Annotated in this window: 23 protein-coding genes; 12 read left to right on the forward strand and 11 right to left on the reverse strand. The window is 51.2% G+C overall.

The genetic code is table 11. The features are described from left to right. Positions 1-100 precede the first annotated feature (100 nt). The gene (gene adhE / locus KB236_09185; GenBank protein UIF28709.1) at positions 101-2,719 is read right to left on the reverse strand and encodes a bifunctional acetaldehyde-CoA/alcohol dehydrogenase; all 2,619 of its coding nucleotides are present in this window, start codon (positions 2,717-2,719) and stop codon (positions 101-103) included. A 424-nt stretch (positions 2,720-3,143) separates the two neighbouring features. Here adhE and KB236_09190 point away from each other — a divergent pair, with 424 nt between their 5' ends. Next, positions 3,144-4,937, forward strand: a complete 1,794-nt coding sequence (locus KB236_09190) for a glycerophosphodiester phosphodiesterase (protein UIF30335.1) — start codon at positions 3,144-3,146, stop codon at positions 4,935-4,937. A gap of 56 nt (positions 4,938-4,993) precedes the next feature. On the opposite strand, the gene KB236_09195 is transcribed toward KB236_09190, so the two are convergent. Both KB236_09195 and KB236_09200 read right to left on the reverse strand, forming a co-directional pair. Further along, positions 4,994-5,518, reverse strand: a complete 525-nt coding sequence (locus KB236_09195) for a DUF1836 domain-containing protein (protein ID UIF28710.1) — start codon at positions 5,516-5,518, stop codon at positions 4,994-4,996. Between the two features lie 145 nt (positions 5,519-5,663). Then, complete coding sequence (locus KB236_09200; GenBank protein UIF28711.1) at positions 5,664-8,003, reverse strand: cation-translocating P-type ATPase; 2,340 nt, start codon at positions 8,001-8,003, stop codon at positions 5,664-5,666. A 172-nt stretch (positions 8,004-8,175) separates the two neighbouring features. Here KB236_09200 and KB236_09205 point away from each other — a divergent pair, with 172 nt between their 5' ends. Both KB236_09205 and KB236_09210 read left to right on the forward strand, forming a co-directional pair. After that, a complete protein-coding gene (locus tag KB236_09205) occupies positions 8,176-8,337 on the forward strand; it encodes a hypothetical protein (GenBank protein ID UIF28712.1) in 162 nt (53 codons plus the stop codon). 108 nt (positions 8,338-8,445) lie between these two features. Then, positions 8,446-9,294: an aldo/keto reductase gene (locus KB236_09210; GenBank protein UIF28713.1), complete on the forward strand. Its 849-nt coding sequence runs from the start codon at positions 8,446-8,448 to the stop codon at positions 9,292-9,294. 140 nt (positions 9,295-9,434) lie between these two features. On the opposite strand, the gene KB236_09215 is transcribed toward KB236_09210, so the two are convergent. Together KB236_09215 and KB236_09220 are read right to left on the reverse strand one after the other, a co-directional pair. Then, complete coding sequence (locus KB236_09215) at positions 9,435-9,860, reverse strand: Hsp20/alpha crystallin family protein (protein UIF28714.1); 426 nt, start codon at positions 9,858-9,860, stop codon at positions 9,435-9,437. A 344-nt stretch (positions 9,861-10,204) separates the two neighbouring features. Then, complete coding sequence (locus tag KB236_09220; GenBank protein UIF28715.1) at positions 10,205-10,570, reverse strand: hypothetical protein; 366 nt, start codon at positions 10,568-10,570, stop codon at positions 10,205-10,207. 215 nt (positions 10,571-10,785) lie between these two features. Here KB236_09220 and KB236_09225 point away from each other — a divergent pair, with 215 nt between their 5' ends. Beyond that, complete coding sequence (locus tag KB236_09225; GenBank protein ID UIF28716.1) at positions 10,786-12,153, forward strand: hemolysin family protein; 1,368 nt, start codon at positions 10,786-10,788, stop codon at positions 12,151-12,153. 47 nt (positions 12,154-12,200) lie between these two features. On the opposite strand, the gene KB236_09230 is transcribed toward KB236_09225, so the two are convergent. Continuing rightward, the gene (locus KB236_09230) at positions 12,201-12,380 is read right to left on the reverse strand and encodes a hypothetical protein (protein UIF28717.1); all 180 of its coding nucleotides are present in this window, start codon (positions 12,378-12,380) and stop codon (positions 12,201-12,203) included. Positions 12,381-12,948: 568 nt separating this feature from the next. On the opposite strand from KB236_09230, the gene KB236_09235 reads away from it, so the two are divergent. Together KB236_09235 and KB236_09240 are read left to right on the forward strand one after the other, a co-directional pair. Beyond that, positions 12,949-13,872, forward strand: a complete 924-nt coding sequence (locus tag KB236_09235) for an AEC family transporter (GenBank protein ID UIF28718.1) — start codon at positions 12,949-12,951, stop codon at positions 13,870-13,872. Positions 13,873-13,995: 123 nt separating this feature from the next. Beyond that, positions 13,996-15,330: an MATE family efflux transporter gene (locus KB236_09240; GenBank protein UIF28719.1), complete on the forward strand. Its 1,335-nt coding sequence runs from the start codon at positions 13,996-13,998 to the stop codon at positions 15,328-15,330. 98 nt (positions 15,331-15,428) lie between these two features. Here the strand turns inward: KB236_09240 and KB236_09245 are convergent, their stop codons facing one another. Further along, positions 15,429-16,862: a DHA2 family efflux MFS transporter permease subunit gene (locus KB236_09245; protein UIF28720.1), complete on the reverse strand. Its 1,434-nt coding sequence runs from the start codon at positions 16,860-16,862 to the stop codon at positions 15,429-15,431. A 128-nt stretch (positions 16,863-16,990) separates the two neighbouring features. Then, positions 16,991-18,511 carry an ATP-binding cassette domain-containing protein gene (locus tag KB236_09250; protein ID UIF28721.1) on the reverse strand — a complete coding sequence of 507 codons (1,521 nt, stop codon included), beginning with the start codon at positions 18,509-18,511 and terminating at the stop codon, positions 16,991-16,993. Between the two features lie 365 nt (positions 18,512-18,876). Between KB236_09250 and nrdI the strand changes: the two genes are divergently transcribed. From nrdI to KB236_09270, 4 genes are all read left to right on the forward strand, one after another. Continuing rightward, a complete protein-coding gene (nrdI, locus tag KB236_09255; protein UIF28722.1) occupies positions 18,877-19,350 on the forward strand; it encodes a class Ib ribonucleoside-diphosphate reductase assembly flavoprotein NrdI in 474 nt (157 codons plus the stop codon). Then, on the forward strand, positions 19,343-20,095 hold the full coding sequence (locus KB236_09260; GenBank protein ID UIF28723.1) for an NADPH-dependent oxidoreductase: 753 nt from the start codon (positions 19,343-19,345) through the stop codon (positions 20,093-20,095). Before nrdI ends, KB236_09260 begins: the two co-directional genes overlap by 8 nt. Positions 20,096-20,332: 237 nt before the next feature. Next, on the forward strand, positions 20,333-20,620 hold the full coding sequence (locus KB236_09265) for a type II toxin-antitoxin system RelB/DinJ family antitoxin (GenBank protein UIF28724.1): 288 nt from the start codon (positions 20,333-20,335) through the stop codon (positions 20,618-20,620). Further along, positions 20,613-20,894, forward strand: coding sequence for a type II toxin-antitoxin system YafQ family toxin (locus KB236_09270; protein ID UIF28725.1), 282 nt, complete (start codon positions 20,613-20,615; stop codon positions 20,892-20,894). The genes KB236_09265 and KB236_09270 overlap by 8 nt, the downstream gene beginning before the upstream one ends. An 86-nt stretch (positions 20,895-20,980) precedes the next feature. Here KB236_09270 and KB236_09275 read toward each other — a convergent pair whose 3' ends face one another. Further along, on the reverse strand, positions 20,981-22,180 hold the full coding sequence (locus KB236_09275) for an AAA family ATPase (GenBank protein ID UIF28726.1): 1,200 nt from the start codon (positions 22,178-22,180) through the stop codon (positions 20,981-20,983). Between the two features lie 215 nt (positions 22,181-22,395). Continuing rightward, positions 22,396-23,559: an MFS transporter gene (locus KB236_09280; GenBank protein ID UIF28727.1), complete on the reverse strand. Its 1,164-nt coding sequence runs from the start codon at positions 23,557-23,559 to the stop codon at positions 22,396-22,398. A gap of 299 nt (positions 23,560-23,858) precedes the next feature. On the opposite strand from KB236_09280, the gene KB236_09285 reads away from it, so the two are divergent. Together KB236_09285 and KB236_09290 are read left to right on the forward strand one after the other, a co-directional pair. Beyond that, entirely contained in the window at positions 23,859-24,086 is a 228-nt protein-coding gene (locus KB236_09285) for a heavy-metal-associated domain-containing protein (GenBank protein ID UIF28728.1), read from the forward strand. 28 nt (positions 24,087-24,114) lie between these two features. Continuing rightward, positions 24,115-24,678, forward strand: coding sequence for a DNA starvation/stationary phase protection protein (locus KB236_09290; GenBank protein ID UIF28729.1), 564 nt, complete (start codon positions 24,115-24,117; stop codon positions 24,676-24,678). Between the two features lie 152 nt (positions 24,679-24,830). Here the strand turns inward: KB236_09290 and KB236_09295 are convergent, their stop codons facing one another. After that, the gene (locus tag KB236_09295; protein UIF28730.1) at positions 24,831-25,814 is read right to left on the reverse strand and encodes a LacI family transcriptional regulator; all 984 of its coding nucleotides are present in this window, start codon (positions 25,812-25,814) and stop codon (positions 24,831-24,833) included. Positions 25,815-26,031: the final 217 nt, after the last annotated feature.

Raw genomic sequence — 26,031 nt, forward strand, 5'->3', positions numbered from 1 at the left:
TACGCCTTATCTCGGCTACTGGTCAGCATAATCCGTATACTATAGAAGAAACCGACAAAAAACGGCCGCTCTTCGCAGAGCGACCGTCGCGGGTTAACCGTTATTTTTCAACGTTTTTCCCGTCATATTCATCAATCATAATCTGTTTCAATTCTGAAACTAATGGTTCCTTCGGGTTAGCAGTCGTGCATTGGTCTTCAAAGGCCAATTCTGCCAAGTGATCAACGGCCTTATCGAAGTGGGCCTTGTCCACACCGTTAGCCTTCAAGCTCAGAGTCACGCCAACTGAATGGGCCAGGTCAATCACCTTCTTGACTAAGGCCTCCTTCAATTCTTCCTTGGTGTTCCCTGGCAAGCCGAGGTAACGGGCAATTTGCGCGTAATCTTCGTCGGCACGGAAGTACTCGTACTTCGGCCACATCGCCAGCTTCGTTGGTTCCTTGAAGTTGTACCGGATAACGTGCGGCAAGGTAATGGCAATCGCCAAACCATGAGGCAGTCCGAATTCACCACCTAATTTGTGGGCGATGGAGTGGTCTACTCCCAGAAAGGCGTTGGCAAATGCCATCCCAGCCAGCGTTGAAGCGTTATGCATTTCTTCACGTGCTGTCACATCCCCATTGTAGGAGTTGGTCAGGTTGTCCATCACCAGCTTGATAGCTTGTAAGGACCATGGCCGCGTGTAATCGGAAGCCATTGCCGAAACGTAGGATTCGATGGCGTGCGTCAAGACATCCAACCCAGAGTAAGCCACCGTCTTCTTCGGTACCGTTTGGATAAATTGAGAATCCACAATCGCAACGTCTGGCGTCAAGGCGTAGTCGGCCAGTGGGTACTTCACGTGCGTCTTGGAATCCGTGATAACGGAGAACGGCGTCACTTCTGAACCGGTCCCGGAAGTCGTCGGAATGGCCACGAATTGGGCCTTGTGTGGCTTGTGGAACTTGTAGGTCCGCTTACGAATATCCAAGAACTTTTGCTTGGCCCCAAAGAAGCTAGCATTCGGATCTTCGTAGAATAGCCACATGTTCTTGGCGGCATCGATTGGTGAGCCCCCACCTAAGGCCACGATGGTGTCTGGCTTAAACGTCCGCATCTGCGCAACCCCACGGTTAACCGTATCCGTAGTTGGATCGGGTTCAACGTCAGAGAACAGTGAGTATTCGATCCCATCCGGTTGGCGTTTCAATTCGTTTAAGACCGTGTCAACGTAGCCCAATTCAACCATAGATGGACTCGTGACCAGGAAAACCCGCTTAACACCTGGCATATCATCGAGGTAACGGACCGACGTCTTTTCAAAGTAAACTCGAGGTAATTTAATCCATTGCATATTATTTCGCCGCTTTGCAATCGTTTTGATGTTTAACAGGTCAAATGAGGAGACGTTGTGGGAAACGGAGTTCTTGCCCCATGATCCAGTCCCCAAAGTTAATGAAGGAATCATTTCGTTGTAGAGGTTCCCAATCCCACCAATGGCGGATGGCGTGTTCACCAGAACCCGGCTAGCTTTCATCTTAATTCCAAATTCGGTTGCCAGATCATCGTCCATCGTGTGGATGCCGGCCGTGTGACCCAGCCCACCAAAGTGGAGAAGTTCGTCACAAATCTTGAAGGCATCTTCGTGGCTCTTGGCCTTGAAGACGGACAAGACGGGTGACAGCTTTTCTTGGGAAAGTGGGAACTTAGGACCCACACCCTTCAATTCAGCTGCCAAGACCTTCGTCGTTGCGGGAACCTTAATCCCGGCAATCTCCGCAATCTTCTGCGCGGACATCCCAGCGATAGGTCCCTTCACACCGCCCTCTGGCCGGAACATGGCGTCGGCCAAAGCCTTTTCGTCACTCTTCTTAATGAAGAAGACGCCGCGATCTTCCATTTCTTTCTTAACCGTGTCGTAGATTTCTTGATCAATCACGGCACTGTTTTCAGAGGCACAGACCATCCCGTTATCGAACGTCTTCGATAATACGATGTCGTAAACGGAACGTTTGATGTTGGCGGTCTTCTCAATGTAAGCGGGGCCGTTACCAGGTCCCACCCCTAAGGCTGGCTTCCCGGTTGAGTAAGCGGCCTTAACCATGCCAGGACCCCCGGTAGCCAAGACACTAGCAACCATTGGGTGATTCATCAGTGCGGTCGTTGCTTCCAGACTAGGCTTGTCGATCCATTGAATCACGCCCTCTGGTGCTCCGGCAGCGATTGCCGCATCCCGGACTACCTTAGCAGCCATCACAGAAGACTTCTGTGCTTGCGGGTGAAAGGCAAAGATGATCGGGTTCCGCGTCTTTACGGCGATTAACGACTTGAACATGGCCGTCGACGTTGGGTTGGTGACGGGTGTAACCCCGGCCAAGATCCCCAGTGGTTCTGCGACGGTAATCAATTGCCGCTCGCGATCGTCCTTGATGATGCCGACCGTCTTGTCATGCTTGATGGAGTGCCAGATTTCTTCCGTGGCGAACATGTTCTTCACGGCCTTGTCTTCCATCACGCCACGGCCAGTTTCTTCGTAAGCGGCCTTGGCTAGTTCCATATGCTTGTCCAAACCAGCAATCGCCATCTGGTGCACGATGTGGTCAACTTTTTCTTGGGTAAAGTCATCCATGGCGCACAGGGCGTCGTGGGCCTTAGCGGTTAAACGGTCGATCATTTGGTCAACGGTTTCGCCGCTTTCTTCTTTTTTAGCTTTTGGGTTTTCTTTCACGTTTTTTAACATTCTTATGCCTCCATTTGAAAACATCTTGTTAAGTTCTTCACGAGTTAAATCATATCACCTTTTTAAAATTCTGCAAGAGGTTTATGTTAAAAAAATCACAACTAGTTGGGCTGACAAACAAACCCGCTAATATCACGGCTTACAGCCGTCAGTGATGTAAGCGCATACATAGGTATACAAAATTTTTTCAATTATTTTTTACGTGTGTTTTAAATCACAACCCTAGTGTTTTCTTTCATAATTCCCAGCCGAACCATCCATAACACTTGTCATTGCCAAGTTTTTCGCGCGAACCGACCGTTTTTCCGCCCCCGATCCACGCAGACTATGCTAAAGTAGGCTTATATTAAACTTTTGTTGGGCGCGTACTGCCACTTGTCATCTACATAAGCGCCCACTTTATCAATCAGAAAGCGTGATTTTTATGCGACCTTGGGCCTTTTGGCGCGACGCTACCCACCATTTCTTCAGCCACTGGGGAAGTTACGTGACCTTGGTTTTCCTGACCAATCTCGTGGTCAGCTACCTCGCTGTGCCCCTCTTTACGTGGCTGACCTCAGCCTTGATGCGTTGGCAACACGTGCCCTACGTCTCTTATACCAATATCGGTTCGTTAGTCCTGAAGCACCCGCTGGCCATCGTGGGGCTCGTCTTGATCCTGCTCGCCATCGTCACCCTGATTTATTGGCAATTCGCCTATCTTCTCCTGGGCATCACCAACATTCGTCGGGGACGACCCCAAACCATGTTCAACATTCTGGGGGACACCATCCGCAGCCTCGCCGGCGCCTCGCCCAGCACCTTTCTCTTCTTTATCGGCTACTTCATCGTCATCATGCCATTTGGGAGTGAATTATTTACGACGCCTCTGCTCAACAAGGCGAAGATTCCGGCTTTCATTACGAGTTATCTGATGGACAACAACCTTTTTGCCGTTCTGCTCGGCCTCTTCTACATCGGCGCGGCCTACCTCGGAATTCGTTTGATTGCCGTCCTGCCGCTCATGATGATCGACCATTACCACAGCCGTGAGGCCATTCGCCTCAGTTGGCAGCGCACACGGGGCCATTTCTGGAACTACTTCTTAAAGATTATCGTGACGTTGGTCGTTGTCAGTATCGTGGTCGCCTTCATCTATGCCGCACTGTATGTCGGCCAGGTACTCTTCGACAAAACCCACGTGGCGTTGGTCGCCGCAACCGTCAACCTCTTCTTGATGGAAGTCATCACGGAATTCATCGTCTGCTACGCCACCGTCATCTTCATGATGGTAATTCTCAGCAGTCACGATGTCCACCAGACCACACCATCCATGCTCTTTAGCTTCCGTGAACCGGCGAAGACACGACTTCGGACGCGGCTATTGATTGTGAGCGGTCTGGCCGTGATTAGCGCCGCACTCGTTGGGTTTAACCTGATTTATTTAAACGGACTCGCCATGAGCCGGCCGCTAACCATCGCCCACCGTGGCGTGGACAACGGCAACGGCGTCCAGAACACGATTCCCGCCATGGTCAAGACCAGCCGTGAGAAACCGGACTACGTGGAAATGGACATCCGGATGACCAAGGACCACCAATTCGTGGTCATGCATGACGGTAACCTGAAGGCTCTGGCTGGCATTAATCGCAAGGTCTCATCGCTGACGCTCAAGCAGCTCACCAACATTACCGTGACCGAGAACGGTTACCAAGCCAAAATTCCCAGCTTCAATCACTATCTCAACACGGCAATCCAGCATCACCAAAAATTACTGATTGAGATTAAGACCGGGGGCGCCGACACTCGGGACCTGCCAGAACGCTTCTACCGCCAATTCGGTGCTCGCATTCTGGCCAATCATGAGCAGGTTCATACCCTAAGTTATACGATCATGAACCGACTAAAAGAAGAGCACCCCGACCTGTTCGTGAGCTACATCATGCCGTACAATCTGACCTTCCCCCATACGCGAGCCAACGCCTACACCATGGAGGAGACCACGCTCAACGACACCTTCATCGAGCAGGCGGATCGCGAACACAAAAAGGTCTACGCCTGGGACATTGACGATGTCACCAGCATGGATCAGATGATGTTCATCGGCGTCAACGGCGTCATCACGAACAACCTGCACCTGATTCAGCAGGAAATTAAAGACAACACGGACCATCCGAGCTACGCCAACCTCTTACTCACGTTTATGAATGATTTGACGTTGGAAACGCAGACTCAATAATAATCCAATAACGCTAAAAGGCGCGCCAACACAATTGTGCTGACGCGTCTTTTCAATTACTTCTTTTCAATCTTTCGAATCGGTCGCTTGATCAAGTGTAGTAGCTTTTCGGATTGCAGGCGGGCAACGACGGCATCCACCGCAACCTGCATTAACTTTTCGTTGAGATCCTTGGCCGCTGGTTGGACCTGTTCCTCGCCTAGATGATGAAGGCGGTCTTCCAGTTGACCAATGAAGTTGTCATAGGCCTGCTTCGGATAGTCGCCGGCCGTGATCTGGTCGATTCCCGAGCGCACCGTATCCGTTTGGAACATGGGTTTCAGGAGGCTGATCATCAAAATATCCGTTAACTGCATGGTCTGATACTTCTTCTTGACGGGTGCCAAAATGACGTGGTGTTTCACGTAGTTATTAATCATCGCCGGGGTGATGGTATCAATCCCCAATGGCCCCAGAATATCATTAATCAACGCGGTTACCTGGTCCATATAGAGGTCAAACTTCGGTAAATCGTCCCATCGTGGTAACTTCGCCTTGTGCATCTGGTTCTCCCAGCGGGTGTATTGATTATAATCAGCCATATTTCTTCCCTACCCTTCCGTTTCTAGTTCTCATTATAGCATATTACCTAGTTACAATGACTAGATACGATTGAATATCATAATTTCAGCTAGCGTGCTGACGAGTTTCGATCGATTGGCTGATTATTTTGTGACTGAACGGCCCCTAACGCCAGCGAATACGACTGAGGATGCGTTTACCCAGGATTTCTTGCACCAGGATAAAGACCGGCTGCACGCTGACCATCAGCGGCAAGTAAATCAGCGCCAACTTCCAATTAATCAGACTGACCAACGAGAAGATCGGCCCCAAGAACAGGAAGATGACCGCAAATAACCCCGCCATCAGTGCGATCAGACCAATCTTGAACCGGTTGAGTGGCCGGGCCACCATAATCAACGCATTGAGACTGATCAACCCAGTCATTAAGACACTCAGCGTCGAGGTTGTCGCGAAGCTCAGGCTAAATTGCGTACCTAGCCCCATAATCACCAGAATATAGCCCACCACGCAGACTGCGGCCGGTGCGGCAATCTCCATCACTTGTTTCATAAATCGGTCGGCAATCCGCGCATAGTTAGGCTGTAGCGCCAGGAAGAATGTGGGAATCCCCACCATGAGCGACGAGATAGGCGTTAATTGAATGGGTTCGAACGGATAGCTACGACTCATGAAGATAAAGATCAGTGTCAGAACCACGGAATACATGGTCTTAATCAGGTAGAGCGAGGCCACCCGCTCGATGTTATTGATGACCCGGCGCCCCTCATTGAGGACGTTAATCATCGCGTCAAAGTTCGAATCGACCAGGACAAAATCGGCCAGACTCTTCGTGGCCTCACTCCCGGAAGCCATGGCAATACTGCAGTCCGACTGGCGTAGGGCCAGCAAATCGTTCACGCCGTCTCCCGTCATGGCAACGGTGTGCCCCGCCGTTTGATAAGCCTTGATGAGGCCCTGCTTCTGTTGCGGCGTGACTCGACCAAAGACGTTATAGGTTGCGACAAGCTGGTCATAATCTGGTTCAGCGCCGACCTGACTCATATCGACTAACCGCTTAGCGCCGGCGATACCCGCCCGATCGGCAATACTAGCCACCGTGACCGGATTGTCCCCGGAAATGACCTTCAAGGCCACGTCCTGATTGGCAAAGAAATTAAAGGTATCCTTGGCCCGTGGCCGTAATTCGTCGGTGATTAAAATGAGGCCTAGGGCTTGCGGGTCGGTCGGCTTGGGCGTGGTCAATGCCGCCACCTTAGCCAGCAGCAAGACCCGATACCCCTGCGCAGCCAGCGTGTGAATTCGCCGCTGAATCGTGACAGGCACCGTCTCAAAGATGAACTCCGGTGCCCCCATCACGTAGGCACCGTCCGCGAGTTGGGCGCCACTCCATTTACGACCGGACGAAAACGGCAACACCTGCGACGCGTCCACGGTGGGCGTTCCCAACGCCGTCTTGATAGCCGTGGCCGTTTCGTTATCGTCTCCCGTGGCAGCAACGAGTTGCGCCAAGATGGTATTCAACCGCTCCGGCGACTGGTCGCTCAGCGCTTCGACGTTTTCCAAAACCAATTTACCATTCGTGATCGTTCCAGTCTTGTCCAGACACAGAACGTCCACGCGCGCCAAGGCTTCAATCGCGGGTAGTTCCCGGACGAGGACGTGGCGGCGGCCCAGGGTAAATGCTCCCGCCGCCAAGGCGACCGAGGTCAGCAACACGAGGCCTTCCGGAATCATCCCCACCATCGAGGCTACTGTCCCCAAGATGGCCCGATTTTGGTCCTGCCCCCGCATCAACGCCGAGATAAAGAGTCCGGCCCCTAGCGGAATAATAGCGAACGTTAACACCTTGATGATTCGATTAATAATGAGCAGGAGTTGGCTAGCTGACCGCCGTTTTTGCTTAGCGGAATGGGCCAACTGCTTCACGAAGCTACCGCTACCCACCGTGGTCGCCTGGACAATTGCCTTGCCCCCCAAGATGACGCTCCCGGAAACCAATTGATCGTTCGTATTCTTCACGATTGGCGTCGACTCCCCAGTAATCTGGGATTCATCGACCTCCATGCCGGCCGTCTCTCGGATGAGCCCGTCCACCGGTAACTGATCGCCCCGACCAATGGCCAAGAGATCGTCCTGCACAATCTCATCCTGATGGCGCGGTGTTAGCTGGCCCTCACGCAAGACGTCCAGTTTACCTTCCGACAAGAGCGCTAGCTTATCGACTTGGCGTTTAGAACGAATTTCCTGGAAGATCCCGATCCCCGTGTTGAAAACCACGACCCCCAAGAATAATAAGTTTTTATAGCTTCCCGTAAACAGCACGAGGCCGCCCAGGAGCACGTTAATTAAGTTAAATAGCGTTAATAAATTATCCCGAAAAATCTGTTTGACACTCCGCGTTAGGGGTGGCAACGGGTCGTTCTTTAAGCCAGCCGCCGCCCGTTGCTGCACCTCGTCTTGCGTTAGGCCTTGGTCTAACGGCGGTAGGTAACGGTCTGTCATTTGGGCGTCCTCCTTTACCGATTCGTTACCCATATTGTAACCGATAATCCGCTTTCATAACGACTAATCTATTGTCTTTTTCGTGATTCTTAAGTGAAACGCTAGTAGTTCACAGATGCCGCCACTCGTGGTTAAATGGAGGTGGACCTAATTATCCAAGGGAGGCTTTACGATGAATCATAAATCATCTGCGGTTATTCTATTCATTCTTTACATTATCTTGTTGGGGTGCATGTTGGCGCATCAAGACATGCTGGCCATGTGGCTCATGACGTTGGGCATGCTGATTGAGGCGTCCATTAACCTGTATGATCAGTTCAAAACCAAAAAGTAAGCGTTGCCAGTTCCGCCAAATTGGCCTACCATATTCTTTATAGGCAGGATAACGGCTCGGTCCGCAACGCCACCGTTACCCGCACGAGAACGCCAAGGAGGAAAACTAATGACACTTACTAGTCTTGCAGATACGCTTAAACTCGCCGATGGCCACGAGATTCCCGGCTTCGGCTTTGGGACTTACCTCATCAGTGACCAAGCAGCCATGGATACCACCATTAAGACGGCTTGGGTTCAGGGCTACCGGCTATTTGATACCGCCATGCTCTATCGCAACGAGGATCTTTTGGGCGAAAGCCTACGCCGCCTTGAGATTCCACGTCAGGAACTCTATCTGACGACCAAGGTCGCCGAAGAGGTCCAGGGTTACGACCAAACGTTAAAATCCGTCGAAGGCTCGCTGAAACGCTTGGGCTTAGATTATCTGGATCTCTTGTTGGTTCACTGGCCAGTTCGCGAACACTTCTTCGACACCTGGCGCGCCTTTGAAAAGCTCAAGGCGGATGGCAAGGTAAAGTCCATCGGGGTCTCGAACTACACCGCCGCGCACTTAGACCTGCTGGCCACCAAGGCTCAGGAAATGCCCGTAATTGACCAAGTGGAATATCATCCCTACCTCAATCAGCTAGCCCTGCTGGCCTACAATCAGGAGCATCACATCATCACCGAAGCCTGGAGTCCGCTGGGGCGGCGTGCGGTGCTGGGAGATCCCATGATTGCTAAGATTGGCCACCACCACGACAAGACCGTCGCACAGGTCATTCTCCGCTGGGAACTGCAACACGGGATCTTACCGATTCCCAAGTCCCAACACGCCGAACGTATTGCGGAAAACGCGCAGGTCTTTGATTTCACATTGAGCACAGATGAAATGTCCATGATCGACCTATTAAACAAGTATCAACGCACGGGAAACGAACCGGAAATTGTGTACGAAACCGGCAAACAATATTAACACTTTCAGACTCACTAACCCCTCGCCCTTGGGTGCCTAGTGGGTCTTTTTGCGTTCTCCCATGTCTCACCGCCAACTCACACAAAAACGCGCGTTCCGGAATCCGACCAGAACGCGCGCCACAGTATGATTGATTGAAATTAGTCGATATTGATTTCGTGATGATCCGCAACATCAGCTTGCTTTGGCAAGGTCAACGTCAAGACCCCATCGGTAAAGCCAGCCTTAACTTGCTTCAAGTCAATGTTTGGCAGGTAGAAGGAACGTGCCACATTTTGGCTGTGACGTTCTTGCCGCAAGATCCGGCCGTCGTCATCCTTGGCAGCTTGGCTAACTTCGGACTTCCCGGTGATCCGCAACGTATTATCGCGGTAGTCCACGTGGATATCATCCTTCTTAAAACCCGGTAATTCAGCCGTAACGACATAATCCTTGTCGTGTTCGACAACATCCGTCTTCATTTCGTTATCACCACTGAACATATCGTGACCTAAGTTACCCACTTCATTAAAGAAATTCATTGGATCAAAGAAATCAAAGTTCCGATTCATAACATCATTAGCCATAATCAATTTCCCCTTTCTGCTGTACTGCTTTACTTGATTACATTTTCTATATTAGTCAGTATTGGTCAGAAATGCAAATAATTAGCACTCAATTTTTAGAGTGCTAATTTAGCCACTTGATTCCTATCATATTGGCATTCGCTTTTGCTAGCAGTCTAGTCGTTAAATTTTCAAAGGTCAAAGAATTCATTTAAAGGTCAAACACTTTTTATGCCCCGATACTCCTACTAATGTAAAAATCGGCCATTTAGTTGCAGGATTACCGCCGGCTTAATCAAATCTTTAATTGTCAAAAAAGACTCCCAACATTTCTGCTGGAAGTCCGTAACCATTGAAACATGGTCTTAATAAGTTGTCTGGTCATTATCCTTAGGGACAACCACCTTTTCACCTAACGCATCGGCCAAGTCTTGCAAAGCCTCTTCACGCGTGGGCACAATGTCCATGTTGAAGAGAATCGAGTCGATGTCACCACCGGCGAAGTCGAATTGTTCGAAGTAAACGTAAGGATCGTGATCATCGTCATTTTCCAAGAAATGCTTAGTCACGGCCTGTGAAAGTGCGGTTGCCCAGCCTAAATCGTTCATCTTTGGTAGATCGCGCTTTGTCACATACCCCGTCGTCAATATTAACTTTGCCGCCTTTTCCACGTCATCCGTTGGAATCTCAATAGTCGGTTCAATCTTTTCGTCCTTTGGTGTATCTGCCATAATTCAAATCTCCTTTGATGTTACTACTTTTAGTCTAGTCCTTTTTGCCAAAAACGTTAAGTAACTCATTCCCCAAAGTTAATCCAATTATTTTCCGTTGTTCGGTTGCCAGATAGCCGCTTTGAGCGTAGAATTTGATTCAATCTACTCACTATAAAAAGGCGCGCAGACGCGCTATAATAAAGATATAGAATTAATGAAATGAGGAATGATGTGTGGATAGCGGTCAGATAGTTGTGAACCTAATTATTATTTTAATTACCTTCTTCTTTGCAGCTTTCTTTGTTGCTTGTGAGTTTGCCTTAGTCCAGACGCGTCCCAGTGCCCTCGAAGAAAAGATCGAGGAACTGGACAAACCGTCGACTAAGCTCAATCGGGCCATGAAAATGGTCACCAATTTAAATGAATATTTATCAACGACGCAGGTTGGGGTTTCTCTGGCCGGGATTATCTTAGGGTGGATCGGTGAATCTTTCTTCGTCGATCTCCTGTTGGATGGTCTCGCACCCGCCCACCTGAATACGGCAACCACGCACACGATCAGCGTGATTGTCGGGGTCTTACTTTTGACCTATCTCGAAGTGGTCTTCACGGAAATTGTACCGAAGAACATTTCGATCGATATGCCAATGAAGGTCCTGATGCTGATCGTCACACCGCTGCACTACTGCCACATCTTGTTCTACCCGTTCGTCTGGTTACTCAACACCAGCGCGTCCGGCGTTGTTCGCCTGATGGGCTTGAAGGTCGCCAACGAAAGTGACGAGGTCTTCTCCCAAGCCGAAATTCTCAACCTTTCACGGAGTGCCGTGGAGGGTGGCGAACTGGAAAAGAACGACTTGGTCTACATGCAGCGGGCGTTCGAGTTAAACGATAAGGTCGCTAAAGACATTATGATTGACCGAACGCAGCTGGAAGTCATCGACATCACGGCTAACGTCAAGGAAGCATTGAACGTTTACCTACAGGAACGCTTTAGCCGGTTGCCGGTGGTCGCAGATGGGGATAAGGATAAGATCCTCGGCTACGTCTACAACTACGACTTGATTCGCCAACAACAGGTGGATTCCAAGGTGCGGGTCGACAAGTTGATTCGGGATATCTCGACGACACCGGAGACCACGCCCATCACCGAAGTGCTCCAACAGATGATTAAGAAACGTACGCCAATCGTGGTGGTCGTCGACGAATACGGGGGAACTTCTGGGATCATCACCGATAAGGACATCTACGAAGAGCTCTTCGGGACCGTCCGCGATGAGATTGACGATGCCAACGATCAATACATTTTCAAACAACCGAACGGCACTTTCCAAGTCAACGGGAAGATGACCACCTACGACTTTGAACGGTATTTCAATACCGATATCAAGGGCTTCGAGACGACAGAAACGGTCACCATGGCCGGGTTTATCATCGACAACTACCCGAACGTCAAGGTCAACGACGTCATTCACCTGAAGAACTTCGATCTAAAAGTGCTAGACTACGAGAATTCATTTATTAACTGGTTGGAAGTCACGGTCAATCCGCCCCAAAAGCAGATTGCCACGACCGAAGCCCATTCTGACGATAGCAAGTAAAACTGGTACGAGAAAAGCCGCCGCCCATTTCGGGTGACGGCTTTTTCCTACGAACGCTTCACAAAGCCAGCCAGTGTGTAGCCCACGCCACCCACTAGGCAAGCCAACGAAACCCACCAGAAGACACTGGTGAAGCTCACCGACAGGACATTAGGCAACATTAGGCCAATGACTACTAGCCCGCTCCAGAAGCGTACAGTGCGGTAAAAACGATGGTTCCAGGACATCAGTTTTCCTCCTACAACTTTTTCTCCACTATTGTAAGCCCGTGACGAGACAATTGCACTGGCCAGTTGACAGCACGCAACGACTATTCCCATAATAGGACGGTAAATTTATTTATCTAAAACTTGAAAGTTCGCGAACACGCTCTAGACCCCAGCTGGCAAAGTTTACCGCCATTAAACGAGTCATCAACACCACCTGCGGCTGCGATGGTTGAAAGCCACTAAACACACGGTGAAATCGCTGGCGTGGTAACGTTCAGCCAGCTTAATTGGATACCCTTCACGTAGCCGTGAGTGAGTCAAATTTGGTCTCAGCCGTGGGATTTTCCAAGTGTTCTACTTTGAAAATGGCGTCTTTAAGACGTGGGTCATCAGCTCAAAGCGAGGAAAGAGACCGCCCTTTGGCTTTTTCCGATCCTGCCCACAGCGATCCAGACCAAATTTGGCGAACGGTAAGGCGGCCAGTACGCGACTAGCATATTATGATGGATGGTATCCTTGTCACACTACGGATTCTAGCTGTTTTATAGCTTTCAAGCTTTAGTTATTTAGAAAGGAAGCGCCCAACATGGCTATGGGGCAATTAGCGAGTCAAATTATCTTAATGTTTCTTCTGATGGGGGTCGGCCTGCTGACCAATAAATTGGGCTTCATGCACGCCCAGACCGCCACCGATCTCACCAACATCTTGCTCTACATCGTCTCGCCCTGCTTGATCGTCAACGCTTTTGAGCAGCGCTTCTCAACCAGTCGTCTCCAGAGCCTCGCCCTCGTTTTGCTGGGGATTCTCCTCACCTATGGATTGATGGTGCTGATCACCAAGCTGGCGTTTAACCGCGTCGCCGACCCCAACTTAAAGCGCATCATGCAATTCGGCGCAGTCTACTCTAACGCCGGCTTCATGGGTGTTCCTTTGGCCAGTGCCCTCTTTGGGAGTACTGGGGTCTTCTTTGCGGTCGCCTCACTGGCCGCCTTCAATATCTTCTGCTGGACCCACGGCATCGCCCTCTTCACACCGCACCAGAAGGCCGACCCCATCAATTGGCGACAGATTCTGCTAAATCCCAACATCGTCGCCATCGTGGTTGGTCTGGCAATTTTTATCAGCGGCTTTCACCTCCCCGGCCTGCTTGACCACACGGTGACCGCTGTCAGTTCCATCAACACACCGCTGTCCATGATCGTCATCGGAAACAGCCTCGCCGCAGTGAAATTCAATCGCCAGGCGTTCAATTCGCAGCTGTGGTGGCCGCTACTCTGTCGTAACCTTCTCTTTCCCGTAATTGATATCGTAATTCTCCGCGCCTTTGGTATCAGTGGGATTCCGCTATACACGACGGTCTTGATGGCCGCCTGCCCCGTCGCCGGAAACGTGGTCCTCTTCACGCTGAAGGCCCACGGTGACACCAGCCCAGCCGTCACGCTGATGAGCATCTCCACCATCTTTAGTGTTGCCACCATCCCCATGGTCTTCGCCCTCTGCACGCTCTAACCACGTACGAAAAAGATGGTGGGCCAGTGAATAGCCAAAAACTAGCCACTGATCGGTTACTTATTCACCATTTAACTGATATACTAGTTGGTAATGAAAACGCTATCAAGTAGGAGGACATCTATGGCACCCCTGAAATTAACCGAGGGCCGCCCCATTAAGCAGATTATTCTCTTTTCACTGCCTCTAATCGGTGGCTCCCTCTTCCAACAGCTCTACAACTTCATTGATACCCTGATCGTCGGTCGTCTAATTGGCGTGGACGCCGTGGCCGCGATTGGGGCCTACTATCCGCTAAGCTTCCTGATTATGGGCTTCGTCCAGGGAACCTGCATCGGCTTCAGTATTCCCCTGTCTCATAGCGTGGGTGAGGAAAATCACGCAGCCGTCCGCCAATATCTGACTAACGCGGTATGGCTCTGCGTGGTCCTCGCAGTCGTCCTGACACCGCTGATGGTGGTGTTGACACCGACTCTCCTGACCGCCCTACATACGCCCCACCAGATTTTACATTTGACCATCATCTTCACGGCCATTTCGTTTCTGGGGATTCCAGCTAACATCCTCTTCAACTACTCAGCCGATGCGCTACGGTCCTTCGGTGATGCGGTCCATCCGCTCTACTTCCTAGTGGCTTCCCTCGTCGTCAACGTGATTCTCGACCTAATCTTTATTCTGGTCTTTCACTGGGGCATTGCCGGGGCGGCCATCGCTACGGTCATCAGTGAATTCATCGGTGGCTTGCTCAACCTCACCGTCTTTCCAAAATTCCATCTCGGCCTGACGCGTAAGGACTGGGCCATCAACTGGACGCGGATGAAGAAGATGAATCTGATTGGCCTACCGATGGGCTTTGAATACTCGGTCTCCGCCATCGGGGCCATCGTCATGCAAGACGCCATCAACCTACTGGGAACTAGCATCATTGCCGCCCAGTCGGCCGCCGAGAAGATCCGCCAACTTTTCACGTTACCAATGGAAAGCGTGGGGGCCGCCATGGCGACCTACCAGGCCCAGAACTTCGGGGCTAAGCAACGCAATCGGATGAAGCGTGGAATCGTCGATGGGGTCTGGATTCAGGTCATCTATTCTGCGGCCGCCTTCATCATCATTAATCTAGCGAAGACGCCGCTGGTGACCGCCATCATCGGACCGGGCCACCCCGACATCATCCGTGAAGCCAATTACTACATCATCATTATCAGCTGTTATTTCCCAGTTCACGGCATCCTGATGATCTTCCGAAATACCCTGCAGGGCTGGGGACACAGCTTCTACGCCATCTTCTCCGGGATGGGTGAGTTGATTGGCCGGACTGCGGCCGGTTGGTTGTCCATTGCTGGGCTGGGCTTTACCGCCATTGCCTACGCTAACCCCCTGGCTTGGGGCTTAGCCTTGGCCTACTGTATCTTCATGGTTGTCCGCGTGTTTCGGCGTAAGAACTTCCTAGATGAATAATCCGCGCGACATGAACGCATGAAAAATGGGTCGCAAGTCCACTTCGGATTTGCGACCCATTTCATTAGCAATTAAATTGACTGTTTCACATGAAACAATTACCGGTTCGCCTTAGGAATCCGTAAGGCCAGTAAGAAGCCGACCACGGCCAAAGCAAAGGTGAAGAAGAAACCGTAGTGGGCCCCGTTAACGAAGGCCCCCGCTGCGTGATTGGCGCCAGAAGCCATGTAGGCTGCTTGACCAATCCCCAACAGGCTGGTCGCAATCGCCGTGGCAATCGCGCCGACAATCTGTTGTAAGGTGTTCATGATGGCACTCCCATCGGCCGCAATTGGACCGGTCAGGGCGTTCAACCCGTACGTTTGTGAGGGTGACATGGCCAGTGGTGCCCCAATCATCAAGATGACGTGGGCTAAGATGACGTACCAAACCGCACTCTGCGTAGTGGTGAAGGCCAACATTAAGGCCCCAACCATTGAGATGATAAAGCCGATCCGGGCTGGCATTTGTGCGCCCACGTGGTCATACATCCGGCCAGAAACGGCGGAAACCACAGCGTTCATCACCCCACCGGGGAACATGATGATCCCGGTCAAGGCAACGGGAACCAACAAGCCCTTTTGAATGTACATTGGTAAGAGGTACATTGCGGATAGGATAATCCCAAAGTTAATCATGACCAGACTGGCCCCAATCCGGAAGCCCGGAATGGCAAAGGCCCGCAGGTTCAAGATTGGGTTGTCCATCGTCAATTGCCGATGGGTGTACCAAGCCAAGACGATAATACCGACGACTAAGGCACTAATGACAGCCGCTGAGCCCCAGCCACGGTCACTGGCCAGACTAACACCGAGCACTAAACTTCCGAAGCCGACCGTTGACAGGAGAATGGATAAGAAGTCTACCTTAGGACGGGAGACTTCCGCAATGTTCTTCAAGGATGTCACGGCAAAGATAAAGGCAATCAGTAAGAATGGCACGAACAGCCAGAAGATCCACCGCCAAGAAGCAACCCCGAGCACGATACCGGCTAAGGTTGGGCCAACGGCAGGGGCGAACATGATAACCAGTCCGACCATCCCCATGGCAGCGCCTAGTTTGTAAGGCGGGAAGATTTGCATGGCAACGGTAAACATCAGCGGCAGGATCAGCCCAGTGGCAATCCCTTGAATCATCCGCCCGAAGAGTAAGACACCGAAGCCCGGTGCGATGGCCGAGATAACGGCCCCGACCATGAAGTCAACTAACGCAAACAGGATGACCTGCCGTGTAGTGAACCATTTCGTAATAATACTGGACAATGGCAGGACAATCCCGACCATCAACATATATCCGGTGACCAACCACTGAACCGTGGCGGTCGTGACGCCTAACTGCGCCATCAACTGTGGTAAAGCAATATTTAAGGATGTTTCAGAGAACATCCCGACAAAGCCCCCGATTAGCATCCCCATCATGGCTAGCATTGGGTGAGCAACTTGTACTCGAGCTTTTTTAGCCACATTAGTTTGGCTACTTTGTACAGAATCCATTTTGTTTTCACACTCGCTTTCATTTCAAACACAATGGATTACTCTACCAGAAAAAAACAGTCTTCGTAAGCGAAAATTATCAAAAAATTAGAGGTAATCGTTTTCATGACCAAATTCTTACCGATTCATTAGTTTTGACCTTGTTTTAGCGCCGCAATCTGTTCACGTAGCTCACGTAAGCGCTGGGTATCCAGCTCCGGAGCCAGCATTAACTGATCGTATTCAAACTGTAGCCGCGGAAGGTCCGTTGCCGGTACGCCTTGGGCCGCTTGCTTTGGATCGCGTAAACGGCGGTCGGTGAGGGTCAAGACCCGGGTGGCAACCTTTTGCCGGAACGTCTGGTCATGGGCAACGAACAACACGGTCCCAGGATAACCTATCAGAAAGTCTTCCAGAGCTTGGAGAGCTGGCAAGTCCAAGTAGTTCGTGGGTTCATCCAGCACCAATAGATTACTGGCACTCACCAGAATGGCGAGTAGTTGTACCTTCACCCGTTCGCCACCGCTGAGCTCCCCGATGAGTCGGTCGTAGAACTTGGCTTTGAGACCAAACGCTCCCATTAATTGCCGCGTTCGGTTGTCATCTAGGGCCGTCACGTGCCGCATCACCTGCCAAACTGTCTGCGTTATCGGCAACGTCGTCATGTCTTGATGGAAGTAACCGACCCGGGCACTGGGGGCTAGTCGAATCCCCGCGCGTTGGGCGAGAATCGCTTCAATCAAGGTGGACTTGCCACTGCCGTTGGGTCCGGCCAAGGCCACTCGCTCCCCTGGCTTAACGTGAAGTTGAACGTGTTCCAACAGATCGTGGCGGCCGCGTTGCAGGTGTAAATCCGTCACACTAATCACGTACTTTCCGGTCACTGGGGGAAGATCCGTCGCGACTAATTTGAGTGGTGCCACCTCATGCGGCTTGGTCGCGACCTTCTCACGGTTCATCCGATCTTTGAGGGCCCGCGCGCCCCGCTCCATCTTGGCGGCGTTCTGCTCACGCATGCTCTTAGAGTTTGCGCGTTCAGCCTCGCTCATGTGCCGACTCCCCTTGCGAATCCGATCGGCCTTTTCATGGCGGGCCTGAATGGCCGATTGTAGTTGCCGTCGCTCCTTTTGTTCCTGCCGGTAGCGGTCTTGGTCGTTGTGCCGTTCTTGGTCACGCAGGGTGATGTAGTCCGCAAAATTTCCGTTATACGGTATATAAACGTGGTCGGCCAGCGCCCAAATCTGGGTGGTCACGGCCGTCAGGAGTTCCCGGTCATGTGAGATGACAATCAGTAACCCCTTAAAGCGCCGGAGCTGACCAATTAGCCAGCGTTGGTGTTGGTCATCCAGGTTGGCCGAGGGTTCATCGAGAATTAAGATTTCCGGCCGTTGCGCCAAGGCGGTGCGCACCCGATCCAACATGCTCTGGCCCCCGGAGCGACCTTTCGTCGGCGCAATCTGGGGAACCAGTATCACGGGCGCCGTAACCGTCCGCTGACCGGTAAAGTCCGTGTCCGTCCCGGCAATAATGTGGGCTAACGTGGTCTTCCCCGTTCCATTGGCGCCAATGATGCCAACCCGTTCCCCTGAATGGGCGGTCAGCTGGTCCAAAGTAAATAGTGGTTCTCCCGCGACCGTTTTTGTGAGTTGTTTTAAGTTAAGTTGTGTCAAAGAGTCGTCCCCCTTTTGAAAGCAGGGATCGATGGCTGGCAAATAAAAAAGTGGCCGCATTTCCCATACGGAAATGGCGCCCACTGCTTACCTTTGGCAAGTCAGTCGGCGTAACCATCAATCCCAATTGCAGGCCCACTCCACCCCTCAACGGTGGTGAAGCTGACAAACATTTGAGAGTGATTAGTTACGCATCGGCTGAATACCTCGTTCTTTCTTAAAGTACGACTAGAATAGCATACCGCCGAGGCTTTGACAAGCGACCCCCGCAATTTGTCTAAATTGGGAAGCTAAACTTAAGAGCATTCCCGCGCAAATCCGAGTACACTAAAGGTAAATTAACCATCGAAATTGGAGGGAAATCCATGCAACCATTACGTATTTTATTTATCTCTATTGAAGGGAATACCCGCAACTTTGTGGAAAATCTGACGGCCTATGCGGCTAAGCAACACGCCCAGAATGCCGAAGCTCCCGAAATAACAGCCACCGAAATCAGCGAAGCCAGCGATTTAACGGCCGAAACACAACCGTATTTCTGCTTCGTCCCCACTTACCTCGATGGCGGTAACGGGATTGACAACGGCGTCAAGGAACTGATGACTAACGTCTTGGGCGAGTACATCGATTACGGCGCTAACGCGCAACACTTGATTGGCGTCGTCGGTAGCGGTAACCGTAACTTTAATGAACAGTACTGCTTGACTGCCAAGCGCTACGCCGAGAAGTTCAACGCCCCCTTCATCGCCAACTATGAACTCCGCGGGGTGCCGCGCGATGAACAGCGGGTCTACGATGCCCTCGTGGCGCGTATGAAGGAAGTGATCAGCCATGACTAATCCGACGTTAAAGACATTGCTGAATCACCGCAGCATTCGTCACTTTACCGACGAAAAATTAACGGCGGCCGAAATTACCACCTTGGTGGATGCCGCACAACACACACCGACCAGCACCTTTTCTCAGCAGTACAGTATCATCAGCGTGACCGATCCGCAAAAATTGGCGGTCTTGAGCAAGATTACCGGGCACTCCTGGCTGGAAAAGTCCAGCCACTTCTTCTTATTTCTGGCCGATCAGTACCGTAACGCCCAATTGATTACGGCCACGCCAACCGCTGTGGCCAACCTTCACAGTACCGACAAGTTACTCGCCGGAATCTTTGATGCTAGTATCGCCGTCGAGGCCATGGTCGTGGCCGGCGAGAGTCTCGGCTTGGGGAGCACCATCATGGGGAGTGTCCTCAATGATGTTCCCCAACTGATTGACCTCTTCCATTTGCCCGAACTCACCTTCCCCGTCTTCGGCCTCGCCATCGGTCATCCGGCAGAGGAACCTGAGCAAAAACCGCGGATGCCGCAATCACTGATCCACTTCACCAACGACTATCAACCACTTACCGTGGACGACCCGACACTAGCCGCTTACAACCAAGTGATTAACGACTATTACCAGGCCCGCGACAGTCACCAGCGGCCGGAGACCTTCTCTCACCACATTGCGACCGAACTGGCGCGGGACCCGCAACAACGGGCCAAGTTAAATCAGGCGCTGGAGTACCAAGGCTTTTTACAAAAACGCTAAATACCACTTTACTAAGGTCGTCTCAAGCACTTGCTGAGGCGGCCTTTTTAACCCACACTAAATCAACTTGCGTTAACTTTTAAACGTCAACTAAGCCTTGGGTGTAAGATTCGCCACAAATATCTTACAATCGGACTTTATTCAGTGGATCCGCGCGAAATTGTTATTTCTTTATTTTTGTGACTACTGGTGATAAAATCATCACCATAGGACACAGATTGGAGGTGAAATTAAGCTATGAAAAATCTTGAAAAAACCCGGGTTACTATTCGAATGGATATCGAGCGCAAGCGCAAGGCCGAACAGGTGGCCAATGGATTAGGCATCGACCTAACATCGGCTGTCAATTTATTTATCTCTCAAATGATTAAGGAGAATGGCCTACCATTCAAGCCAACCAACAATCCCCTAGAAGCCAATTTGCAACAAGCCTTGGACGATGTCAAGAATGGCGATACTACTGACTATTCTCTCGACGACTTCATCAAACATGTCGAGGATTCGGGTGAGTCGACCGATGATTAAAACTGTCAGAACCACAAAAATATTTGAACGTAACCTGAAGAAACTCAAGAAAAAACACTACGATACTTCACGACTCACCCAAGCCGTTTCACTCATTACTCACGGCGATCAAGAGGCCCTCATCCGCAAATACAAGTGGCACATGCTCAAGGGCGATAAAGCAGGTATCAACGAAATCCATCTAGATAGTAACTGGTTGCTACTATACAAAATCATCGATGACGATGTCGTTACCCTTTTATTGTTAGCCACTGGTCCACACGACCTACTTTAATCACCAATCTACTGGCTTCCGCAACTGGGAGGCCTTTTTAATTTCCGCAATCATCTGGTCGCCAAGAAACGCTGTCCGCCGCCTACTTACAAGCTCGGATCAAACGCCACCAACAAATCATGTGCGTCCACTTGAGGCATCGCACCGAAGCGACCGGCCAAGTAGTCCTCCAGCCACCCCGTCGCCGGCACCTCCGCCAAGTCAAACAACGAGACGAGCTGGCTCTCACCACGATAGTTCTTCTCGGCTAAGTAGACCTGATCGACGCGTAGGTGTTGGCTCATCAGCATGGGTTGATTGGTCGTCATCACGATCTGATTCGTGTTGGCTACCGAATTAAATAGCGTCAGCAGTGCGGCCAGTGCCGTCGGGTGAATGGCGGCCAACCGTTCATCGGTCAGAATCGTCTGGGGGTGGGCGGCGTGCTGAGCCGTAATCAGGGCCAGTCCTAAGGCGACCAGCTGGCGCATTCCCGTCGACGCATTACTCAACGGCAGTTCCTCACGCCCCGCGACCGCCCCCTCTTCATCGTATTTTTCATAAATGAGGTACAGATCGGGTCGCGTGAAAGCCGAGCCATCCAAAAACTGAATGGCCACCTTGCGCTGGGTGAGACCCGCCACCTCACTGCCGACGGCCCGTAAAAACTGCGTTAATTGGCTATGAACCCACTCGTCATCGAGTCCCGTGCCACTAGGATGGTCATTTAAGATCACCAGATCCTGGCTGAACCATTCAAAGACGGTAATCGCAGGTTGATAGTTCCAATTCTGAAAGGCATACAACATTAAAGCGTTGGGTCGGACCCGTTGTGCCGCTGTGACCAGGCCCTCGGGGATCACCGTCATGACGCCCTTCTCCCGGGCAAAGAGGACGTCGTAGTCATCACCCACGGCGACACTTAGCATCTCATCCATGATGCGCGTAGCCGTGTAGCTGAAGGAGTAGCGGTACTGGTGACCATCCCGATTGAAATTCACCATAAACGTCGTCCGCTGATTGGCAGATTCGTGGTCAAATTGAAACGGTTCGTAGGGAAGGTGGTCGGTAATCTGCTCAGTCGGTCCCGTCACCATTTGCCGCATGCGCTCTAGTCCGGCTAAAACGGCACTCTTACCCGCTCCGTTGGCGCCAAAGATGGCCGCACACTTGAGGACACTCAGGTCATCCGTCACGGGTACCGTGTTCTCGTGCTGCCACTGGTGAACGCCACCGCCACTCTCCAATGACAGTGTCGCGGTATCCTTGTACGATCGAAAATTGGTTAACGTAAAGTCGATTAACATCACACAACCTCCCCTTTTTCTAGCATGTTACGCTAGTTCAGCGGATAAGCAATCACTTAGATTCGAATTGGCTAAATCCGCTATTATAGAGTTTATAAAAGCGGTAACAATATGATAATACCAACCTCGATACCCCTATCCAATTACCGGTTAACCCCCCTCACGAAATGCATAAAAAAAGCAACTCCTCGAAGAAGTTACTCCCTAGGCTCGTCTTATTTCAGGCGCGCCTGATTGACCCGATTCCGAATCATCACGGCAGCCAAGGCCAACAACATCAGTAAGGTGACCGACCCGAACAGGTCGCGATAACTGCCATATTCAATCAATAGACCCCCGTACAACGGCCCAATCGCCCGGCCAAACGAGATGGCCATGTTATAGATACCTTGAAACTTCCCCTTGTCGTTATCGCCGGCCAGCTTATCAATCCATGCCGGAATGCCGGGGAACCCGATCATTTCACCAATCGTCAGGATGACCATGGTCAAGACAAACATCGCGTAGGTCTTGGCGAAGACCAGAATTAAAAATGACAGGATAAAGATCAGTGACCCCGCCGCAATCTGCGAGCTCATCTTGAAATACTCACCCAACCGGTTGGCAATTGGTTGGCCAAACACGATCATCAAGCCATTGAGCGTCCACAACAGACTGTAGTGCTCAAAGGAAATCCCCAGGTTAGTCATATGAACGGAGATGACACTTTCCCACAGCGTGTAGCTCATGTACAGGCAGAAAACCATGACGGCAATCAGCCAGATTAGGTTGAGTTGCGCCGGTTTGGCCGCCTTTTGCTGATGATGCTGGGTCTTGGTGGTAATCTTCATGCGGAAGTCCGCCAGAATAATCAGAAGCAACGCCGTATAACAGATGCTGGCGGCGATGAAGACCAGTTGGACCCCGTGATCCATCAAATAACCGACCATTAGCGTTCCCACGACGACCCCTAAGTTCATCCCAATATAGAGATAGTTAAAGACCTTCCGACTGCTGATGGACGTCACGTTGGCCGCAAACGAATTGACCACAGTCATGACGATCCCATCGCCCAGGCCAATAAACAGGAGCATAATCCCAAAGATTGGCCAACCGTGAAAGAAGATCAGAATCAGCATGGGGATAAAGGAACACAGCGTGCCCATGATGGCCGATTTAAAGGGCGACCAATTATCAAAGAGCCAGCCGCCCAACCAATTTCCTAAAATCATACATAGAGACATTCCCAATAGGGCAATTCCCGCCAGCGTCAGGGTCTGATGTAATTCATTATGCATGTAGACCGTGGTGAGTGGCCACATACACGCTGCGGCTGCGTTAAGCAGGAGCGTTGCCGAAAGAATTCCCACCAAACTGACTTCCTTATTGTTTTTCCACATTTCATGTCCCTCACTTGTTTGAATTCTGCTCTTCATTGTCGCATATTTCCTAGTGAAAGAAAACAACGACGCTCGCTAGCCTCCACTAATCCGCGGTTTTGTTTTTGAGGTTTATTCATTTTATGTATATTTCAAAAAAGATTTGTCAACTTGATTTGAGTCAAGTTTTTCTCGACCGCCTGCCCGTATACTAAGTTATGTAATCAAGGCAAGGAAGTTGCCAGCGATTAAGTCTACGGCGTCCGTGAGAGGTCGTATTAAACCGTAACGTTAAGTAAACCACTTAGGAGGTTTTTATAATGAGTAAAGTAACGATGAAGTTAGATGCACTGACCTGCCCGTCCTGCATGACCAAGATTGAAGGCGCACTGAGCAAGAAAGATGGCGTGGAAAACGTCAAGGTTCTCTTCAACGCCAGCAAGATTAAGGCCGAATTCGATGACAGCCAAGTCACCGCTGAAAGCCTAGCCGACACGGTCACTGACCTCGGTTACGTTGTCAAGAGTTCCAAAGTCAAAGCCCTCTAATCCCCCAAATACGAAAGGAAGTTACCCCATGACCACATCTACGATGACTGTTGAAGACCGCTACGCTGCCGAACAAGCCCAAACCGACCACGACCATCACGTCCCCACGGCCGGTGCCATGACCAACCACATCCTGGCCAATCTGCACATCTCAATTGTGAAGTTCCACCAAGTTCGCTGGTCAGTCAAGGGGCCGTTAGCCCTGAGCGTCCGGCAATTACTCAGCGATTACATCGCCACCTACCGGCAACAATTCGATGCCCTCGGCGAACTCCTGTTGGATGAAGGCGAGATCGTTTCCACCACGACTAAGGAATTCCACGACTACAACATGCTGCAGGAAAGTGGCGCCAAGAAGTATCTGACCGCCGAAGAACAAGTCAGTGAGCTGGTTCGCGACGCGGATACCCACAACCTCTTCATCGACCGGGCTATCAAGCTCGCCGAAAAGGAAGAACGTCCTGCCTTAGCCAGCTTCTTAACCACGCTACGGGGCACCAACAACCACATCATTCGTGAACTCCAAGCCGTACTGGGCAACGACGCCCGCGACGGTCTGGACGAAGAAGACGATGACGATGATGAAGACTAATCTTTAGCATTTTAAAGCCGTGATTCCACACTGCGAGGTGGAATCACGGCTTTTCATTTTGGGCGCGTTACCAGCACACCACCCAAGTTTTTGCATAAATATTTTTTCACCGCGACGCTAATTTTTTTAGAACGCCTTCGTCAACTAGTGACTTATGAGTGCACCAACCACCTCACACTGTCCCGCTCCGTCACGGTCACCGGCACAAAATCCACGGCCGGTTGTCCCAACACCCGGTTGACGCTCTGACTTCCTATTTGATAGAAGTCCTGCGTCATGCTGGTCAACGCGGGCGTGGTGATTTGGCAAATGATGGTCCCATCGATACTCATAATGGACAGGTCTTCTGGCACTCGAACGCCCTGCTGGTGAGCCGCCGTCAGTAAGCCCGCCGCCACCATGTCACTGGCCGCAATCACGGCCGTGGCGTTCTGGTCGCGGACCGCTTGCAGCAGGCTCACGCCGGACTCGTAACTATAATCGCCGGGCAAAACGGCCGGTGCGCTTAACTGGCTAGCCGCCATGGCCTCCCGATAGCCCGCCTGCCGCTGACTTCCCGTGTGGTAGTCGTCGATACCGGCTAGACTAATCCGCGTGTGTCCCCGGTCGATCAGGTACTGAGTGGCTTGGTAGGCCAGATCCCGGTTGTCCGAGCTGACGGCCAGAATGTCTCGCGTCCCCAAATAGAGTGATACGAAACAAAACGGAATCCGCGAGTCCTTCAACAACGCCAGATCTTCTTCGTCCGGCTCAATCGCCGCCAGCAAGATTCCCGTGACCGACCGTTCCAGGGCCGTGATGATGGCTTGGTGCTGGAGTGTGTGGTCCCGGTTACCGGCGTAAAGAATCATCACGCCCTGCCCCAACTCACCGGCGCGCTGCTGAATGCCGTCGATAATCTGCGTGGAGAAGTTTGTGGGCGTGGCGTTAATGATTAGGGCAATCACGTCCGTTCGTTTTCTGACGAGATCCACAGCTGCCGAATTCTTCCGGTAGCCCAGCTCCTTCGCAATTTTCAAAACTTTCCGTTGGGTCTTCTGACTGTACGAGCCCGTCTTATTGCCCAGCACCCGCGACACGGTGGCAATCGACACCCCTGATTGGGCCGCAATATCTTTAATCGTTGGTTTGGTCACGACTTCCACCTGACTTTCTTTATTTCCGTCGGGGCCTTCCCATTCACCATCGAAGGTCCTCTACCGAATTCACAATGATTAGTTCAATTATAGCGTTATTCGCGCTATTTTCCCAATAAAAAGAGTAAACGTTTACTTTACTGTTAAATAGGCATTGTAAACGTTTACTTAAAGTGATAGGCTATAGGCGTTGAAAGAAATTAGGTTTAAACTTTAT

Source organism: Levilactobacillus brevis, assembly GCA_021383565.1.
GTDB lineage: Bacteria > Bacillota > Bacilli > Lactobacillales > Lactobacillaceae > Levilactobacillus > Levilactobacillus brevis_B.

Coding starts and splice junctions, on each gene's coding strand:
- KB236_09210 (UIF28713.1), top strand. CDS start 8,446: ATGACACTTACTAGTCTTGCAGATACGCTTAAACTCGCCGATGGCCAC.
- KB236_09230 (UIF28717.1), bottom strand. CDS start 12,380: ATGTCCTGGAACCATCGTTTTTACCGCACTGTACGCTTCTGGAGCGGG.
- KB236_09285 (UIF28728.1), top strand. CDS start 23,859: ATGAGTAAAGTAACGATGAAGTTAGATGCACTGACCTGCCCGTCCTGC.
- KB236_09290 (UIF28729.1), top strand. CDS start 24,115: ATGACCACATCTACGATGACTGTTGAAGACCGCTACGCTGCCGAACAA.
- adhE (UIF28709.1), bottom strand. CDS start 2,719: ATGTTAAAAAACGTGAAAGAAAACCCAAAAGCTAAAAAAGAAGAAAGC.
- KB236_09280 (UIF28727.1), bottom strand. CDS start 23,559: ATGTGGAAAAACAATAAGGAAGTCAGTTTGGTGGGAATTCTTTCGGCA.
- KB236_09275 (UIF28726.1), bottom strand. CDS start 22,180: ATGTTAATCGACTTTACGTTAACCAATTTTCGATCGTACAAGGATACC.
- KB236_09260 (UIF28723.1), top strand. CDS start 19,343: ATGACTAATCCGACGTTAAAGACATTGCTGAATCACCGCAGCATTCGT.
- KB236_09245 (UIF28720.1), bottom strand. CDS start 16,862: ATGGATTCTGTACAAAGTAGCCAAACTAATGTGGCTAAAAAAGCTCGA.
- KB236_09205 (UIF28712.1), top strand. CDS start 8,176: ATGAATCATAAATCATCTGCGGTTATTCTATTCATTCTTTACATTATC.
- KB236_09235 (UIF28718.1), top strand. CDS start 12,949: ATGGCTATGGGGCAATTAGCGAGTCAAATTATCTTAATGTTTCTTCTG.
- KB236_09200 (UIF28711.1), bottom strand. CDS start 8,003: ATGACAGACCGTTACCTACCGCCGTTAGACCAAGGCCTAACGCAAGAC.
- KB236_09190 (UIF30335.1), top strand. CDS start 3,144: ATGCGACCTTGGGCCTTTTGGCGCGACGCTACCCACCATTTCTTCAGC.
- nrdI (UIF28722.1), top strand. CDS start 18,877: ATGCAACCATTACGTATTTTATTTATCTCTATTGAAGGGAATACCCGC.
- KB236_09215 (UIF28714.1), bottom strand. CDS start 9,860: ATGGCTAATGATGTTATGAATCGGAACTTTGATTTCTTTGATCCAATG.
- KB236_09265 (UIF28724.1), top strand. CDS start 20,333: ATGAAAAATCTTGAAAAAACCCGGGTTACTATTCGAATGGATATCGAG.
- KB236_09240 (UIF28719.1), top strand. CDS start 13,996: ATGGCACCCCTGAAATTAACCGAGGGCCGCCCCATTAAGCAGATTATT.
- KB236_09220 (UIF28715.1), bottom strand. CDS start 10,570: ATGGCAGATACACCAAAGGACGAAAAGATTGAACCGACTATTGAGATT.
- KB236_09195 (UIF28710.1), bottom strand. CDS start 5,518: ATGGCTGATTATAATCAATACACCCGCTGGGAGAACCAGATGCACAAG.
- KB236_09270 (UIF28725.1), top strand. CDS start 20,613: ATGATTAAAACTGTCAGAACCACAAAAATATTTGAACGTAACCTGAAG.